The organism is Amycolatopsis sp. NBC_01286 (genome assembly GCF_035982555.1).
Taxonomy (GTDB): Bacteria; Actinomycetota; Actinomycetes; order Mycobacteriales; family Pseudonocardiaceae; genus Amycolatopsis.
In genome coordinates, this window is the sequence record NZ_CP108428.1 from 611489 (window position 1) to 628228 (window position 16740).

The 16740-nt window shown below is 72.0% G+C and carries 18 protein-coding genes and 1 pseudogene; 8 read left to right on the forward strand and 11 right to left on the reverse strand.

From position 1 onward, the window contains the following. Window positions 1-61: 61 nt before the first annotated feature. A pseudogene (locus OG570_RS02860) lies at window positions 62-775 on the forward strand (helix-turn-helix transcriptional regulator); the annotation flags it as partial. Between the two features lie 11 nt (window positions 776-786). Here the strand turns inward: OG570_RS02860 and OG570_RS02865 are convergent. Beyond that, window positions 787-1968 carry an MFS transporter gene (locus OG570_RS02865; RefSeq protein ID WP_326955489.1) on the reverse strand — a complete coding sequence of 394 codons (1182 nt, stop codon included), beginning with the start codon at window positions 1966-1968 and terminating at the stop codon, window positions 787-789. Window positions 1969-2063: 95 nt separating this feature from the next. Between OG570_RS02865 and OG570_RS02870 the strand changes: the two genes are divergently transcribed. The 3 genes from OG570_RS02870 to OG570_RS02880 all read left to right on the forward strand — a co-directional run bounded on the left by OG570_RS02870 (window position 2064) and on the right by OG570_RS02880 (window position 5015). Beyond that, window positions 2064-2885 carry a hypothetical protein gene (locus tag OG570_RS02870; RefSeq protein ID WP_326955490.1) on the forward strand — a complete coding sequence of 274 codons (822 nt, stop codon included), beginning with the start codon at window positions 2064-2066 and terminating at the stop codon, window positions 2883-2885. Between the two features lie 110 nt (window positions 2886-2995). Next, the gene (locus OG570_RS02875) at window positions 2996-3571 is read left to right on the forward strand and encodes a PadR family transcriptional regulator (protein ID WP_326946821.1); all 576 of its coding nucleotides are present in this window, start codon (window positions 2996-2998) and stop codon (window positions 3569-3571) included. A 10-nt stretch (window positions 3572-3581) separates the two neighbouring features. Then, the gene (locus OG570_RS02880; RefSeq protein ID WP_326955491.1) at window positions 3582-5015 is read left to right on the forward strand and encodes an FAD-dependent monooxygenase; all 1434 of its coding nucleotides are present in this window, start codon (window positions 3582-3584) and stop codon (window positions 5013-5015) included. A 6-nt stretch (window positions 5016-5021) separates the two neighbouring features. Here OG570_RS02880 and OG570_RS02885 read toward each other — a convergent pair whose 3' ends face one another. Together OG570_RS02885 and OG570_RS02890 are read right to left on the reverse strand one after the other, a co-directional pair. Then, on the reverse strand, window positions 5022-5540 hold the full coding sequence (locus OG570_RS02885) for a GNAT family N-acetyltransferase (protein WP_326955492.1): 519 nt from the start codon (window positions 5538-5540) through the stop codon (window positions 5022-5024). A gap of 10 nt (window positions 5541-5550) precedes the next feature. After that, a complete protein-coding gene (locus OG570_RS02890) occupies window positions 5551-6447 on the reverse strand; it encodes a TetR/AcrR family transcriptional regulator C-terminal domain-containing protein (RefSeq protein WP_326955493.1) in 897 nt (298 codons plus the stop codon). 139 nt (window positions 6448-6586) lie between these two features. Here OG570_RS02890 and OG570_RS02895 point away from each other — a divergent pair, with 139 nt between their 5' ends. Both OG570_RS02895 and OG570_RS02900 read left to right on the forward strand, forming a co-directional pair. After that, the gene (locus OG570_RS02895; protein WP_326955494.1) at window positions 6587-7291 is read left to right on the forward strand and encodes a DUF2306 domain-containing protein; all 705 of its coding nucleotides are present in this window, start codon (window positions 6587-6589) and stop codon (window positions 7289-7291) included. 148 nt (window positions 7292-7439) lie between these two features. Beyond that, entirely contained in the window at window positions 7440-8414 is a 975-nt protein-coding gene (locus tag OG570_RS02900) for a chitinase (protein ID WP_326946816.1), read from the forward strand. Between the two features lie 13 nt (window positions 8415-8427). On the opposite strand, the gene OG570_RS02905 is transcribed toward OG570_RS02900, so the two are convergent. The 7 genes from OG570_RS02905 to OG570_RS02935 form a co-directional block, all read right to left on the reverse strand. Beyond that, window positions 8428-9273: a LysR family transcriptional regulator gene (locus tag OG570_RS02905; RefSeq protein ID WP_326959843.1), complete on the reverse strand. Its 846-nt coding sequence runs from the start codon at window positions 9271-9273 to the stop codon at window positions 8428-8430. A 1-nt stretch (window position 9274) separates the two neighbouring features. After that, complete coding sequence (locus OG570_RS02910) at window positions 9275-9655, reverse strand: DUF427 domain-containing protein (protein WP_326955495.1); 381 nt, start codon at window positions 9653-9655, stop codon at window positions 9275-9277. A 62-nt stretch (window positions 9656-9717) separates the two neighbouring features. Beyond that, window positions 9718-10482 carry an HAD family acid phosphatase gene (locus OG570_RS02915; protein ID WP_326946813.1) on the reverse strand — a complete coding sequence of 255 codons (765 nt, stop codon included), beginning with the start codon at window positions 10480-10482 and terminating at the stop codon, window positions 9718-9720. Window positions 10483-10567: 85 nt separating this feature from the next. Further along, entirely contained in the window at window positions 10568-11731 is a 1164-nt protein-coding gene (locus tag OG570_RS02920) for a THUMP-like domain-containing protein (protein WP_326955496.1), read from the reverse strand. After that, window positions 11732-12697: a class I SAM-dependent methyltransferase gene (locus OG570_RS02925; RefSeq protein ID WP_247061787.1), complete on the reverse strand. Its 966-nt coding sequence runs from the start codon at window positions 12695-12697 to the stop codon at window positions 11732-11734. Window positions 12698-12701: 4 nt separating this feature from the next. After that, on the reverse strand, window positions 12702-13481 hold the full coding sequence (locus OG570_RS02930) for an enoyl-CoA hydratase/isomerase family protein (RefSeq protein WP_247061786.1): 780 nt from the start codon (window positions 13479-13481) through the stop codon (window positions 12702-12704). A gap of 54 nt (window positions 13482-13535) precedes the next feature. After that, window positions 13536-14357 carry an ABC transporter ATP-binding protein gene (locus tag OG570_RS02935; RefSeq protein WP_247064023.1) on the reverse strand — a complete coding sequence of 274 codons (822 nt, stop codon included), beginning with the start codon at window positions 14355-14357 and terminating at the stop codon, window positions 13536-13538. Window positions 14358-14689: 332 nt separating this feature from the next. Here OG570_RS02935 and OG570_RS02940 point away from each other — a divergent pair, with 332 nt between their 5' ends. Next, window positions 14690-15235 carry a cysteine dioxygenase gene (locus OG570_RS02940; RefSeq protein WP_326955497.1) on the forward strand — a complete coding sequence of 182 codons (546 nt, stop codon included), beginning with the start codon at window positions 14690-14692 and terminating at the stop codon, window positions 15233-15235. Beyond that, window positions 15232-15627 carry a rhodanese-like domain-containing protein gene (locus OG570_RS02945; RefSeq protein WP_326946810.1) on the forward strand — a complete coding sequence of 132 codons (396 nt, stop codon included), beginning with the start codon at window positions 15232-15234 and terminating at the stop codon, window positions 15625-15627. The genes OG570_RS02940 and OG570_RS02945 overlap by 4 nt, the downstream gene beginning before the upstream one ends. 7 nt (window positions 15628-15634) lie before the next feature. Here the strand turns inward: OG570_RS02945 and OG570_RS02950 are convergent, their stop codons facing one another. Then, the gene (locus tag OG570_RS02950; protein ID WP_326946809.1) at window positions 15635-16621 is read right to left on the reverse strand and encodes an LLM class F420-dependent oxidoreductase; all 987 of its coding nucleotides are present in this window, start codon (window positions 16619-16621) and stop codon (window positions 15635-15637) included. Between the last annotated feature and the right edge of the window lie 119 nt (window positions 16622-16740).

Here is a 16740-nt window from a genome sequence, read left to right on the forward strand (position 1 = left end):
TGACCGGGGTAGGCCAACCGGTACCACCCCGGGCCGGGGTGATGATGACACGGTGGACAGCGTGGAACTGAGCGGTTTCCTGCGCAGCCGCCGCGCGCGGCTGCAGCCGGGCGACGTCGGGCTCGTGCCCGGCCCGCGACGCCAGACGCCGGGGTTGCGGCGCGCGGAAGTCGCGCTGCTGGCCGGGATCTCCGTCGACTACTACGTGCGGCTCGAGCAGGGCCGCGGGCCGCGGCCGTCGGAGCAGGTCCTCGCCGCGCTCGGGCGGGCGCTGCGGCTGACCGGCGACGAGCACGCCTACCTGCGGCGGCTGGCCCACCCGGCGCCGGTGACCCCGCCGCGCGCAGTGCCCGCCAACGTCCTGCGGCTGCTCGACCGCCTCGACGACGTGCCCGCGATGGTGATCGACGCCGGTTTCGACATGGTCGCCTGGAACCGGATGCTCGTCGCGCTGATCGGCGACCCGGCCGGGTGGCCGCCGCGGCGTCGCAACCGGCTGCGCCGGCTGTTCGACACCGGCGACACGATCACCGGCAACCGGCTGGACCTGGCCCGGCTGTGCGTCGCGGACCTGCGCGCGGGCGGCCGGTACCCGGCCGATCCGGCGGTCCGGTCGCTCGTGGACGAGCTGCGGGGAACGAGCCCGGAGTTCGCCCGGCTGTGGGCCGAGCGGGAGGTCGCGGTGCAGCGGACGCTGACCAAGCGGACCGTCCACCCGGTGGCCGGCGCGCTGGAGCTCGACTGCGAGATCCTCGCGGTGCCGGGCCACGAGCACCGGCTGCTCGTCTACACCGCGGCGCCGGGCACTCCGTCGGCCGAAGGGCTGCGGCGGCTGGCTTCCCGCAGTGACGGCGCCAGCGCGAAGATCCCGAGCGTCACCACGACCGCCGACGACAACGCCCAGTGCAACCCGACCCGCGTCGCCAGCGCGCCGACCAGCACCGGCTCGACCAGGAACCCCAGGTAACCGCAGGCGGCGACGGCGGCCACCGCCTGGCCCGGCTTGTCCGCCTGCTTGCGGCTCGCCACGCTCCACGCGATCGGCACGATCCCGGCCACACCGAGCCCGACCACCGCGAATCCCAGGATCACCGCCACCGGCCACGGCGCGAGCAGGACCACGGCGAACCCCAGCACCGCGACCACGGTCGCCGCACGCGCGAACCGCACCGCGCCCGTCCGGGCCACGACCCGGTCGGCGACCAGGCGGATCGCGATCATCGTCGTCGAGAAGGCGAAGTAGCCCAGGGACGCCAGCGCGGGCGTCGCGCCGGTGACGTCGGCCAGGTACACCGCGCTCCAGCTGTTGACCGCGCCCTCGGCGACGAACCCGCAGAACGCGATCACGCCGAGCGGCACCAGCGCCCGGCCCGGCCACGCGAACGCCGCGTCGCCCTGGCCGCGGTCGGCGCCGGCGAGGAACCGCGTGCGCGCCGCCCACAGCGCGAGCGCGAGCAGCACCGCGCCGGCGATCGGGAAGTGCACCGACACCGGGACGTGCGTGGCCTCCATCAGCGCGTCGACACCGGAGCCCGCGAGGCCGCCGATGTTCCAGAAGGCGTGGAAGCCGGCGAAGATCGGGCGGCCGTAACCGTCCTCGACGCGGGCCGCGTGCGCGTTCATCGCGACGTCGAGCAGGCTGTTGCCGACGCCGAGCACCACCAGCGCGGCGACGAACACGGGCGCGGACCAGGCGAACGCGACCAGCGGCAGGCCGGCGCACAGCACGACGGCACCGAGCACGACGGCCGCGCGGCTGCCGATCCGGGCGAGCAGCGCCCCGGCGCCGAGCAGCGCGAGCACCGACCCGGCGGCCAGCCCGAACAAGCCCGTCGCCAGCTGCCCGGTGCTCAACCCCAGCTGCGCCTGCACCGCCGGCACCCGCGCCAGCCAGGTCGCGAACGCCGCGCCGCAGACCGCGAACACGACCGAAACCCCCAGCCGGGCGCGCTTCAGCTCCCCCGTCATGCGGCCACCCTAGCGATCCTCGCAATCTCGGAAACTTGGCTCAAAAACGGTTAAAGTGCGGTGTTCGCTCCGCATTTGCGGCTTCTGGAGGTCGGATGCTGTTCCGTGTGCTCGCCCTGACGACCGTGCTGCTCGCCGGCACGACGACCGCCGCCGGGGCGTCGACCCGGACGCTCACCGTCGAAGGCGCGGTCACGACTCCGGCGTCCTACACCGCTTCGCAGCTGAAGACCCTGGGCGAAACGACGTACCCGCGGGTCACCGGCGTCGACCTGACCAAGGTGGTCGCCGCCGCGACGCCGGTTCTGCCGCCGGGGAAGAACACCGCGCTGCGGGTGACGGTGACCGTCACCGGCGCCGCGCACCGCTCGGTCACCTTCGCGCTGGCCGAGCTGGACCCGGCGTTCGGCAACCACCCCGCCGTCCTCACCACCGGCCGCGAGACCGACCTGGTCGTGCCCGGCGACCGGGACCGCAGCCGCCGCGTCGACGACGTCCGGTCGGTGCGGATCGCCGTGTCGAACGCCGCGGCGGCCGAACGGGCGGTGCGGATCACGACCGCGCACCGGTCCGTCACGCTGCCGCCGTCGCTGCTGAAGCTGCTGCCGTCCCGCACCGTGACGGCGACGTTCGCCTCGGGCGCCGGCCAGCAGACGCACACCGAGACCGGGCCGTCGCTGCGGCTGGTCCTGCTGGTCGCCGGCGTGCCGCCGCGGCCGGACACGGCCGTGGTCGCGGTCGGCGACGACGGGTACGGCGCCGCGGTAACGCTCGCGGAAGAGTCCACGGGCGGCCGTCCGCTGCTGCTGTCCACTGTGGAGGACGGCGCCGCGCTCGCACTGCCGCGGCTCGTCCCGCTCGGCGACGTCAAGGGCGGCCGCTACGTCTCCGGGGTGACGGCGCTCGACGTGCGCTGACGTCAGCCGCGGTGCACCGGCCTGCACCGCCTTCATGTGTTCCTGGCACGCTGCCTGGCTTGACCGCACCCGTATAGTCGGAACCGACTAATAGGGAGCGACTGAAGACCATGGCAGCTCGCAAGATCCGCAACACCCTGGCGCTCGCCCTGCTGGGCCTGCTGCTGGAACGCCCGATGCACCCGTACGAAATGGCGTCCACGCTGCGCGAACGGCACAAGGACTCCAGTTTCAAGATCAACCCCGGGTCGCTCTACGACACCGTGGAGTCCCTGGCCAAGCACCGCTGGATCGAGCCCGTCGAGACGGTCCGGGAGGGCAACCGGCCGGAGCGGACCGTCTACACGCACACCGAGCTCGGCCGGCAGGAGTTCGTCGCCTGGCTGGACGAGCTCGTGCGCGTGCCCGTCGACGAGTACCCGAAGTTCGTCGCGGCGGTCAGCTACCTCGGCGCGCTCGGGCCCGAGCGCGCCGCCGACGCGCTGGAAGAACGCGCCCGCCACCTCGCCGCCCGCGTCGAAGGCGCGGAGACGGCGTTGGCGGACACGGTCGGCCGGGGTGCGCCGCGGCTGTTCATGATCGAGGTCGAGTACGTCCGGCACGCGTGGCAGGCGGAGCTCGACTGGGCGCGCCGCACGGCCGCCGAAATCCGCAGTGGCTCCCTGCCCTGGCCCGAAACCTCCTGAGGGGAAGACCGTGCCCGATCTCGAAACCGACGTCCTCGTCGCCGGCGCCGGACCCGCCGGCCTGCTGCTCGCCGCGGAGCTCGCGCTGGCCGGCGTGCGCACCACCGTCGTCGAACGGCTGCCGGGAAAGCCGCCGTACTGCCGCGGCTTCAACCTGAACTCGCGGTCGCTGGACCTGCTGGCGCGGCGCGGGCTGACCGAAGGCCTGGTCGCCGAAGGACACCAGGTGCCGCACGCGCCGGCGACCGGCATGCCCGAGCCGCTGCTGCTCGACGGCGCCACCACCGACCACCCGTTCTCCCTCGGCATCCCGCAGACCCGCGTCGAGGAGGTCCTGGAAGCCCGCGCGCTCGACCTCGGCGCGGAACTGTTGCGCGGCCACGAACTGCGGAGCTTCACGCAGGACGCGGCCGGCGTCACCGCAGAGATCTACAATGGACTGATCGTCCGGGCGCGGTACCTCGCCGGCTGCGACGGCGGGCGCAGCACCGTGCGCAAGCGGGCCGGGATCGGCTTCCCCGGCGTCGACGCGCGGTGGTTCGCGCTGCTCGGCGACGTCGAATGCGAGCTGCCGTACGGGGTTTCGGCCGGTCCGGACGACCGGACGCTGTTCGTCATCCCGCGGCCGGGGTACGTCCGGATCATCGTCCGGGAGGACGACCCGCCCGCGGACAAGGACACGCCCGTCACGCTCGACCGGCTCCAGTCCCAAGTGGACGACGTGCTCGGCCGGCACGTCGAGCTGCGTGAACCACGCTGGCTGACCCGGTTCGGCGACGCGGCCCGGCTGGCCGAGCGCTACCGCGAAGGCCGGGTCCTGCTGGCCGGCGACGCCGCGCACATCCACCCGCCGGCCGGGGCGATCGGCGTCAACGTCGCGCTCGACGACGCGTTCAACCTCGACTGGAAGCTCGCCGCGACGGTGCGCGGAACCGCGCCCGAGGGCCTGCTCGACACCTACCACGCCGAGCGGCACGCGGCGGGTGAACACATCCTGGCCAACACCCGCGCGCAGGTCGCGCTCTCGGAGGCCGCCGCGGCGGAACCGCTGGCCGACCTGATGCGCCGCGTCGCCACGCACCCCGCGGGCAAGCTCGCGCTGGCCGAGATCATCACCGGCCTCGACGCCCGCTACGAGCCGGCCGGGCACCCGTGGCTCGGCCGCCTCGCCCCGGACCTCCCCCTGCGGGGCGAGGTGACCCACCTCGCCGCGCTGCTGCACCCCGGCCGGCCGGTGCTGCTCGACCTGACTCCCGAGCGCGCCTTCGCCGCGTGGGCCCCGGGAATCGACGTCGCCGCCGCACAGTCCACTTCGGACGTCGGCGCGCTGCTGCTGCGCCCGGACGGCCACGTCGCCTGGCTGACGACCGGCTCGGACGACACCGGCCTGGCCGAAGCGATCCACCGCTGGGTGGGCGACATCCCGATCCCGGCGACCGCGTAAGACGGGTCAGCGCGGGCGGTTCAGCACCGCCCGCTGCTGACGTCGGCCGGCGACCAGGAACGTGCTGTGCGGCGCGAACCCGAGCTTCGCCACCACCCGGCCCGACGCCGCGTTCGCCGGTTCGTAGATCGCCAGCAGCCGGTCGGCGAAACCGGACGCGAAGAGGTGGTTGCGCACCGCCGTCGTCGCTTCGGTCGCGTAACCCCGGCCCCAGCACGGCTGGGCGATCCACCAGCCCAGCTCCACCGCGGGGTGGCCGAGGCCCGACTCGATGTTGTCGCGGCACACCACCGACACCACGCCGTCGAACGAGCCCGGCGCCGCCGACACCGCGAACCAGCCGAAGCCGTGCTCGGCCCAGTGCTCGAGCGTCGCGCGGTGCTTGGCGAGGGTGTACTCGCGGGTCCACGGCTCGCCGGTACCGACATACCGGACCGTGTCGGGCACCTGGGCCAGCGCGAACAGGTCGTCGAAGAAGGCTTCGGACCACGCGTGCAACGTGAGCCGTTCCGTGGTGAGCCGCACCACGACGAGTCTAGGACTCGTGCAGCAGCACGGCGATTCCGTCGAGCTGGACCCGCAGGCCGAACTCGAACGCCTCGTCGAGGTCGACGTCGGCCAGCCCGGTGATCGTGTCCGCGAGCGCCGGGAACCGGCCCGACTCGAGGTGCCCGGCCAGCGCCGCCATCTCGGCTTCCAGCCGCTGGGAGCCGGTGATGCCGGTGTCCTGCTCGGTTTCGACCTCGATGGCGTGGCTCACCGCGAGGCCGCCGACCCAGCCGTTGAGCGTCATGATCACCTGCAGCTTCGTCCGCCGGTGCAGCCCGGTGCCGGCCAGCGCCCGCAGCATCCAGTCGACCAGCCGCAGCCCGCTCGGCACCACCGGCGGCCGCACCAGCGAGTTCAGCATCACCGGCGCGAGCCACGGGTGCCGCCGGTAGGCCCGCCACTGCGTCCGCGCGGCCAGCTCCAGCCGCGGCCGCCACCGCGCCGGGCCCGGCTCGGGCAGCTCCTCGGCGCCGAGGGCGGTGTCGGCCATCAGCCGGACCAGCTCGTCCTTGTCCGGGACGTGCCGGTACAGCGCCATCGGGCCGACGCCGAGCTCGGCCGCGAGCCGGCGCATCGACAGCGCCCCGCGGCCCTCGGCGTCCGCCAGCGCGATGGCGGCCCGGACGAGCCGCGCCCGGCCCAGCGGCGGCTTCTGCGGGGTCCGATCGCTCACCACGGTGCCGCTGCCCGGCACCGCGCGCACCCAGCCCTGCTCGCCCAGCACGGTCAGCGCCTTCGCCGCGGTCGCCATCGCCACGCCCCACTCGCGCACCAGCGACCGGGTCGACGGCACCCGCTCGCCGGGCCGCAGCTCACCGGCGGTGATCCGGCGCCGCAGGTCCGCCGCGATCCGTAGGTACGGCGCCTGCTCGGCCACGAACACCCCTCGATCCGTACTAGAACACTTCACGCTGGCGACTAGAACACTTCCAGGGTACTCACCCATTCTCGGCAGCATGGATTGCCAGGTCTTCACGCTGGGCCATACGGTGCCGATACAGCGTAAGAGACAGGGGGACGGCATGACCACGACAGAGAAACCGGCGAGCCCGAGCGGGACTCGGCGCGCCACGCCGTGGTGGCGCCGGCCGTGGGTGTTCCCGCTGGGCCTGATCGTCACGGTGTTCCTGGTGTACTCGCTGCCGCCCTACCTCGGGCTGGACCCGGCGGAATCGCGGATCCCGGCCCCGGACGGCGTCGCCTGGTACTACCCCGTGCTGGTCACGCACATCGGCTTCGCGACCGTCGCGATGGTAACCTGCTCGCTGCAGATCTGGCCGTGGCTGCGGCAGAAGCACCCGGCCGTGCACCGCCGCACCGGCCGCGTGTACGTCTTCGCGGGTGCCATCCCGGCGTCGATCGCCGGGCTCGCCATCGCGGTCGCCGCGCCGTTCGGGCCGGTCGGCGCGGTGTCGAACGTGCTGCTCGCGACGCTCTGGTTCGGCTGCACCGTGCAGGGCTACCGGATGGCGCGGGCCCGGCGCTTCGCCGACCACCGCCGCTGGATGATCCGCAGCTTCGTGCTGTGCATGTCGATCATCAGCAACCGGATCTGGGCGATCGTCTGGTCGGTCGTGCTCCCCGGGCAGCTGGACACGACGTTCGGCGGCAGCGAACTGGCGCTGGGCCAGGCGATCGCCGGGCTCACGACGTGGACCGGCTGGGTGATCCCGTTCCTGATCGCCCAGTGGTGGCTGGACCGGGGACGCCGGCGCGCGACGGTGTGAGAACGAGCGGAACCGGTCGTGAGGGCCGGTTCCGCTCGTCACCCGCCGTCATGCCCCCGAACGGCCTATGGTCCGGACCACATTAATGGTCTATACCAATTAGGTCCGGAATTCCCGCCGCCGCGCTGCTTGTCGTGGAGGTCTCCCCATGCGTCTCCCCCGTCTCCGTCCCCTCCTGGCCGCCTTGGGCGGTCTGGCCGTCCTGGCCACCGGGTTCGCGGCACCCGCCGGCGCCGCGGCCGGCTCGCCGATCCCGGTCGGCCCCTACGTCGACATGGGCGCGTGGCCGACGCCCAGCCTCTCGGCGATGTCGGCCGCGAGCGGCGTCAAGGGCTTCACGCTCGCCTTCGTCAACTCCTACGGCTGCAAGGCCAGCTGGTTCGGCGCGTACGACCCGCGCACGGCCTGGCAGAAGGACGAGATCACCAAGATCCGCAACGCCGGCGGCGACGTCAAGATCTCCTTCGGCGGCGCGTCCGGCATCGAGCTGGCCCAGGCGTGCACCACGTCCGCCCAGGTCGCGGCCGAGTACGACGCGGTCGTCAAGGCGTACGGCCTGAAGTACGTCGACATCGACGTCGAGGGCGCGGCCGTCGCCGACCCGGCGTCGATCACACGCCGCTCGCAGGCGCTGAAGACGTTGCAGACCAACAACCCGGGCTTGAAGATCTCACTGACCCTGCCGGTACTGCCCAGCGGCCTCGACGCGAACGGGCTCAACGTCGTCAAGGCCGCCAAGGACGCCGGGGTCAACCTGGACCTGGTCAACATCATGGCCATGGACTACTACCAGGGCGCGGGCGACCAGGGCGCGAAGGCGATCTCCGCGGCGAAGGCCACGCAGGCGCAGCTGAAGTCGCTGTACGGCCTGAGCGACGCGGCGGCGTGGAAGAAGGTCGGCGTCACCCCGATGATCGGCGTCAACGACTCGCAGAACGAGATCTTCTACCAGAAGGACGCCAAGGCGCTGGTCGCCTTCGCCAAGACGGTCCACCTGGGCATGCTGTCGTTCTGGGAAGCCGGCCGCGACGCGAACGCGTGCACCGGGGCGCTGTACAAGTGCACGAACGTGCCGCAGGCGAAGTACGAGTTCGCGAAGATCTTCGCGGGCTACACGGGCTGAGTCACCAGCTGAGTCACCACTGGGCGGCGTCCGCGAGCAGTGCGTCCCGCACCGCCGCGGGCCCCGCCCGGCACGGTTCGGTTCTGGTCACCACGAACAGCGTGTTGATCGGCGGTTCCGCCGGGTCCAGCAGGGCGACCAGCGCACCTGAGGCCAGTTCCGCCGCGCACAGGTACCGCGGCAGCACGCTGACGCCGAAACCGGCCAGCACGCACGTCAGCACGCCGCGCAGGTCCGGGACCACCACCGCGGGTCCGGCCGGTGGCCGGACGCCCAGCACCGAGCGCCAGTAGCGGCGGATGATCGGGAGGTCCTCGGCGTACGCCACCAACGGCGCCGTCCGCGGGTCGCCGGTGAAGCCGCGTGGGCCGACCAGGACGAACTCCTCGTCCGTCAACGGTGTTGCCGCGAAACCGCGGCCGCGGGGGCGGATCGTCGAGACGACCAGGTCGAAACGGCGCTGCGCCAGCCCGGCCAGCAGGTCGTCGGCCAGGCCGAAGCTCACCCGCAGCTTGAGACCGTCGGAAACCAGGTCCGCGAGTGCGGGCAGGACGCGGGCCGTCGTCAGCTCGGCCGGTCCGGCCAGGTGTACCGGCACCGCGAAACGGTCGGCGGGGCCCAGGGCGACGTCGGTCAGCGCGTCGACGTGCGGGGCGATGCGGGACGCGAGTTCGTCGGCCGCCGACGTCGGCGTGACGCCTCGCGCGCGGCGGACGAACAGCTGCCGGCCCAGCTCCGCCTCCAGGGCCCTGACCTGCGCGGTCACCGTCGGCTGGGACAAGCCCAGTGACGGTGCCGCGCCGGTCAGCGAGCCCGCGCGGTGGACCGCGAGGAACGTCCGCAGCAGGTCGAGGTCCAGGTCAGTCCTCGATCAGCTCGATCGAGTCCACGACGTTCGGGTAGAACGCGACGTGGTCCTTGATCGACGCGACGGCGTCGTACGGCTTCTCGTACGTCCAGATCGCGTTTTCCGCCTGCACGTCACCGGCGTTCAGGCTGTAGTAGTTGCTGTCGCCCTTGTACGGGCAGTACGTCTCGTGGTCGGTCCGCTCCAGCAGGCTGAAGTCGACGTCCGCCCGCGGGATGTACTGCGCCGCCGGGTAGTTCGACTCCTGCAGTGTCAGCGCGTTGCGGCTGTCGGCCACCACGCGCCCGCCCGCCTTGACCACCACGCGGACCTTGGTCGGCTCGACGGTGATCGGGTGGTCCGGTCCCGGGACCAGCACCTTCTTCTCCGGCATGTCAGCTCCTCGACGAAGTCGTGTACTGGGAGCAGCACCCGGGACCCGGCGGTTATTCCGGGTCAGGGCAGGTAGTACATCGGGTTCGGCAGCTTGATCGGCCGCAGCGCGTGGCCGCCTTCGAGGTCGCTGAACTGGTCACCGACGTTCAGCACGATCTTCGCGCCGGTCGCCTCGATGTGCGCCCGCGTGCCCGACTTGTACTGCACGGTGTTGCAGGTCAGGCCGCACGGCAGGTAGTCCGGCGCGGTCACCTTCGGCTTGAAGAACGCAGCCGTCGGGGCCGGGTAACCCTCGTTGGCGAGGTTCTTGAGCGACTGCGGGCCCTGCAGCTCGTTGCGGCCGGTCAGGAAGAACACCTTCACGCCGTGCTGGGCGGCCCAGTTGGTCAGCTCCAGCACCGGCTTGTTCACCTCGAAGGTGCCGTTGTCGATGGCTTGCTGCTGCTTGACCGGGTCGAAGCCGAAGTCGTTGTCGGCCTCCCAGCCGTAGGTGACCTCGGAGGTGTCGTCGACGTCCAGCACGATCGCCGGGTTCTTCACCCGGCCCAGCTGCTGCTGCAGGTAGCGCTTCGCGTCGGAGACGACGTTCTTGGTGTCCTTCACGAACTTGCTCGTGTCGGAGTAGTGGTGCTTGCCCGCGGCGTCGAGGTAGTCGCCGTAGTACGCCTTGACGTCGTTCTTGACCTGGCCGATGTTGGCCGGTTCCTTGGCGCGGGCGGCGGTGGCGTCGTCCGAGCCGGCCAGCGCGGTGGCCCCCGAAGCGACGGTGGCACCGATCGCCGCGGCGGCGGCGAGCTTGACGAGACCTGACCATTTTCCGGACACGGCGACCCTCCAGTGAAGACTTGGCGACTCGGGGAACCTACGTCACGTTCACCCGGAGTTCCACCCTTCGTTGGTTCCTGTTCACCTAAACCCGCTCGGCGCGGCACACGAACGCCACCGGCGCGCGGCCGATCCGCGTCAAAACCACCGACGCTTCCGCCGAGCCGCGTGGTTTCAGCCTGCGGCGCAACGCGTCCGGGTCGACGTCGAGGCCGCGGATCAGGATCTCCAGCCGGCCGACGTCGTGTCGCTTGAGGACGGACTTCAGGGACTTTTCGCTGTACGGGCCCTGCTCCAGGACGCGGAACGCGCGCACGCCCGGCGGCGGTGTGTCACCGGTCAGGTACGCGATGCGTTCGTCCAGCTGCCACAGCCCGTGCCGCGCCGCGTAGTGCCGGACCAGCCCGGCCCGCACGACCGCGCCGTCCGGGTCGACGATCCACTCCCCCGGCTCACGCGTGGGCAGCTCGTCCGGCTCGGCGTCGGTGACCGTCCACTGTGTCCCGTCCGAGCGCAGCACGCTCGCCCGCCGGGTGACGCCGGTGCCCAGGCCACGCCACAGGCAGGACTCGCGCACCTGGCCGTCGAGGGACACCAGCTCGACCTCGTCCGCCCACGGCACGATCGCGAAGTCCAAGCCGGGCGCGCACTTCACCGACAGCGGACGCCCCGGGTACGCGTCGACCAGGCCGTCGAGCGGCGGGGTGAAGTCCGCGGGCTTCCAGGCCCGCCGCCCGGCCGCGTCACGTCGAGCCGGATCGGCGACGATCACGGTGTCCCGGCTGACCGGCTTCAGCGCGTCGGCCCGCACTAGCCCGAACGAGACATCCGCGGCCGAACCGTTGTGCCGGGCCATGGCCAGCCGCACCGGGTCCACATCGGACCCGAGCGCGCGCCGCGCCACCCGGGCGATCTCGGCCAGGTCCGCGCCGACCGAGCAGGTGACGTCGTGGACGTCGAGGCCGGCCAGTCGCTGGGCCCGGTGCCGCGCGACGAGGGACGCACTCGCCTGCTGGAGGGCGTCCGTGGTGAACAGCCAGTCCACACCGGACAGCTTGCCGACGGCTTTCCGGCGCAGCACGGCGGTTTCCAGCACCGCGGCCGCGTGCTCCTCGCCGACCAGGCGGCGCACAGCGGCGACGTCGGCGATGCGGTCGGTCAGCGGCCGCGCGGAAGTCTCGGCGAGCGCCGCCTCACCCGCGCCGGAGCGCAGGTAGGCGACGTCGTCGAGGCTGAACGCGTAAGGCACTTAGGACGGCCGCTTGGTCCCGGTGATCATCACGTTGTAGAACAGCTCGCGCGGCAGCACCTTCGACAGCAGCTTCTTGTCCACAGCGGACAGCCGCAGCCACAGCTTGTAGGCGAACAGCCGCCAGCGGACGGTCAGCTTCTCTTGCGGCACCGCGGCTTCGAACGTCCGGATCGGCCAGCCGGCGAGCGCCGCGGCGAACTCCTCGGTGACCGCGCGGACGTCCTGGGCGCCGGCGCCGCGGGCCCACGACTCCAGCTCCGACGGGTCGAAGGTGTGGATGTCGACCACGGCTTCCAGCGCGGCCGCGCGCGAGGACTCGTCGAGCTCCTCCTGCGGCCGGCGCCAGCCGCTCAGCGCGGGCAGCTTCGTCACGTTGGTCGTCAGGAACCAGGTGAGCTGGCCGAGCTTGCGGGCGTAGGTGTCGCCGATCTTGGTCGGCTCGCCGGCGAACACGAACCGCCCGCCCGGCTTGAGCACACGCAGCACCTCGCGGAACGCCGCCTGGACGTCCGGGATGTGGTGCAGCACCGCGTGCCCGACCACCAGGTCGAACGTGTTGTCCTCGTACGGGATCCGCTCGGCGTCGGCGACCCGGCCGTCGACGTCAAGGCCGAGGCTCTCGGCGTTGCGCAGCGCGACCTGGACCATGCCGGGCGAGAGGTCGGTGACCGAGCCCTTCTTGGCCACGCCGCCCTGCATCAGGTTCAGCAGGAAGAAGCCCGTGCCGCTGCCCAGCTCCATCGCGTGCTGGTACGGCTGGCCGTCATCACCCGCGACGGCGTTGAACACGTCCGTCGCGTACGAGATGCAGCGCTCGTCGTAGGAGATGGACCACTTCTCGTCGTAGGTGCCGGCTTCCCAGTCGTGGTACAGCACGTTCGCGAGCTTGGGGTCGGCCCAGGCGGCCTGGACCTCTTCCGCGGTGGCGTGCGGGTGCGGTGCCGGGTCGTTCACGTCGGTCAAGGCGTCATTTCCCTTCGAAAGTGGCCTTGCCGGGGCCGTTCTCGATGAACGACTTCATGCCGTTCTGCTGGTCTTCGGTCGCCCAGAGCGCGGCGAACAGGTGCGACTCGAGCTTGAGCCCGTTCGCCAGGTCCGTGTCGAGACCGCCGTCGATGGCCGCCTTCGCCGCGCGCAGTGCCACGGCCGGGCCGTTGGCGAACTGGGACGCCCACTTGTGCGCGGCCGCGTAGACGTCGTCCGGGGCGACGACCTCGTCGACGATCCCCAGCCGCAGCGCCTCTTCGGCCTTGACGAACCGGCCGGTGTAGACGATGTCTTTGGTCTTGCTCGGGCCGATCAGCCGGGCCAGGCGCTGGGTGCCGCCCGCGCCGGGGATGACGCCGAGCTGGATCTCCGGCTGACCGACCTTGACGTTGTCGCCGGCGACGCGGCGGTCCGCGGTCAGCGCCAGTTCGAGGCCGCCGCCGAGGGCGTAGCCGGTGATGGCGGCGACGACCGGCTTCGGGATGTTCGCGATCGCGGCGAGCGTCCCGGTGAGGGTGGCGCCGAACTTCGCGATCTGCGGGTAGGTGCGGGTGGCCATCTCCTTGATGTCCGCGCCGCCGGCGAAGGTCTTCTCCCCGCCGTAGAGGATGACCGCGCGGACGTCGTCACGCTCGGACACCTCTTTGGCCAGCTCCGCGAGCTCGGCGGTGACCTGGGCGTTCAGGGCGTTGACCGGGGGCCGGTCGAGCCGGATCGTCCCGACGCCGTCCTTGACCTCCAGCGATACGAACTCTCCCACGCCCATCCTCCTCATTGACGATCTGCCAGCACGCTACCGGCGGGTAAGGACAGCCTAGCGACGGCGGGCGAAGAAGCGATCCCCGGAGCGTTCGAGCACCAGGTCCTGGTCGAACGTCTTCGAGAGGTTTTCGCTGGTGATGACGTCGTCGACGAGGCCGGACACGACCGCGTGACCGTCGCGGAGGAGCAACGCGTGGGTGAACCCCGGCGGGATCTCCTCCACGTGGTGGGTGACGAGCACCATCGCCGGCGCGTCCGGGTCGAGGGCCAGCGCGGACAGCCGCGCGACGAGGTCCTCGCGGCCGCCGAGGTCGAGGCCGGCGGCCGGCTCGTCGAGCAGCAGCATCTCCGGGTCGGTCATCAGGGACCGGGCGATCAGGGCCCGCTTGCGCTCGCCCTCCGACAGCGTGCCGAAGGTGCGGTCGGCCAGCTGCCCGATGCCCAGCGCGCCCAGCAGCTCGGTCGCGCGGGCGGTGTCGAGGGTGTCGTACTCCTCACGCCACCGGCCCACCACGGCGTACCCGGCGCTCACCACGACGTCCTTCACCAGCTCGTCGCCCGGGACGCGCTGGGCGATCGCGGCGGAGGTGAACCCGATGCGGGGGCGCAGCTCGAAGATGTTGACCTTGCCGATGCGCTCGCCGAGCAGGTCGAGCTCGCCGGTGCTCGGGTGCAGCTCGGCCGCGGCGAGGCGCAGCAGGGTGGTCTTGCCCGCGCCGTTCGGGCCGAGCACCACCCAGCGCTCGTCGAGTTCCACGGACCAGTCGAGGCCGGCGAGGAGGTCGTTTGTCCCGCGGCGGACGCCGACACCGGCCATCCGGACCACGAGGTCGTCAAGTTCGCTGGGCTGGATCGGCTCGCTCACGAAGCCCATTCTGTCTGCCGTCGCGCGCGCGTGCGCACCCGCCCGGGTGAGACGGCCGATCGGCAGGTCGGGGACGTCCACGAAGTGGAACTCCGCACTCCGGAAGTGCCCGGCGCGGCGCGGCTGTGGCAGGATCACGGACATGTCAGCCGACGCGCCCGTGACCCCGGTGACCCGGGGCTCGTTCTGGCGCCGTCGCACGATCGACCTGCTCCTCGTCGCCTCGGCCGGGTGTACCCCGGCACGGCTCCGCTGACCCCGCGCGTCCTTTTCCCGACGTGCGGCCGGCGCCGTGCACGCCCCCGCGTCCCGATCACCTTTCGCGTCCGAGGAGCCCCGCGTTGACCACTTCCATCACCCGTCCCGCCGTCGAGATCCACCCGCAGCTGACCGACCCGCTGCTGCCCGAGCTGCTGCACCCGTCGCGGCTGCTGTGGACCCCGCGGGAGCTGGCGGACCTGACCGCCACCGTGACCACCGAACTGACCGCGAACGTCAAGGCCATCCTGCGGTTCGACGAGGACCGCCGCTGGTGGGCCCGGCTGGCACTGACCGACGGCGTCGAGCTGTGGCTGCTGTCGTGGCTGCCCGGCCAGCACACGAAGCCGCACGACCACGGCGGCGCGTCCGGCTCGTTCACCGTGCTGCAGGGCGAGCTGAACGAGGAGTACCGCTACCCCGGCGGCCCGATCCGAAGCCGCACGCACACCGCGGGCGACGGCATCGGCTTCGGCGCCGGGCGCGCCCACCAGGTCACCGGCATCGGCGACCGGCCCGCGGCGAGCGTCCACGCGTACTCACCGCCGCTGGTGGCGACCCGCGAGTACACGACGCTCGCGGACGTTCCGGCCGAAATCCCGCCGCTGCCCGCTATCGTCCGCCGATGAGCGCCATCGACACCCTCCTGGCCGCCGCCCGATCCGGCCTGGAGCGGGCGACCCCGGCCCGGGCCCACGAGCTGCAGGAGGCGGGCGCGCTGCTCGTCGACATCCGGCCGCTCGCCAACCGCGAGGCCGAGGGCGAGATCCCCGGCGCGGTGATCGTCGAGCGGATCCACCTGGAGTGGCGGCTGGCGCCCGACAGCGACTGGCGGCTGCCCTCGGTGACGCCGGACTCGACGGTGATCGTGCTGTGCAACGAGGGCTACTCGTCGAGCCTCGCGGCGGCCGACCTGCAGCGGCTGGGCCTGCCGCGCGCGACGGACCTCGAAGGCGGCTTCCGGGCCTGGGCGTCCGCCGGCCTGCCCGTGCAGACCGGCGGAAGCCCGGCTGTTCCCTAGTCTTTCGTCAGCTCAGCGCGGGCGCGACCTGTGCGGCGAACAGGTCGATGCCGGCGCGGTCGTACGCGGCTTCCGGGAAGTTGAAGATCGCGTAGGACATGCCGAGCTCGCCCATCGCGGCGAGCTTTTCGGTGACCTGCTCGGGTGTGCCGGTGGTCGGGCTGTTCTCGAAGTTGGCGAACCACCGCTCGGCCGCGTCCGCCGGGGTGTACTTGTGCAGGTGGGACTTCAGCCACGCCAGCTTGTCCTGGACGTCCTTTTCGGTCTCCCCGATCACGACGTTGTGGTTGACCGAGCGGACGATCGCGTCGAAGTCGGTACCGACGTCCTTGCAGTGCTGCGCGAGGATCTCCGACTTCCGGGTGAACGTCTCGGCGTCGCCGCCGAAGTTCGTGTACTTCGCGTACTTCGCCGCGATCTTCAGCGTCTTCTTCTCACCGCCGCCGGCGATCCACAGCGGGATCCCGCCTTCCTGCGGCGGCAACGGACGCAGGATCGCGCCGTCCGTCTGGTAGTGCTTGCCGTCCAGAGTGGACGTCCCGGTGGTCCAGAGGTCCCGCATGATCTGCACGCCCTCGTCGAGCTGCCCGAGCCGCTCGCCGGCGCCCGGGAAGCCGTAGCCGTAGGCCCGCCACTCGTGCTCGTACCAGCCGGCCCCGATCCCCATCTCGACGCGCCCGCCGGCGATGGTGTCCGCGGTCGCGGCGACCTTCGCCAGGTAGGCGGGGTTGCGGTAGCCCATGCAGGTGCACATCTGCCCGAGCCGGATGGTGTCGGTCGCGGCGGCGAAGGCCGAGATCAGCGACCACGCCTCGTGCGTGGCCTCCTCCGTGGGTACCGGCACGGTGTGGAAGTGGTCGTAGACCCAGATCGATTCGAAGGGCCCGGCCTCCGCGTGCTTCGCGAGGCCGAGCATGGTCTTCCAGTGGTCCGCGGGCTCGATGCCGGCGAGGTCGATCCGCCAGCCCTGCGGGATGAAGAGTCCGAAGCGCATACCCCCAACTTAACGCGGCCGACGCCGGGACGCGGTGTGGTTTTCGGCGCTGCCCGGCTGGAGTTGCTCCAGGTCAGCGGCGGGCTTTCCCGGCGCGGGCGAGAAAGCCGTGAAGGACT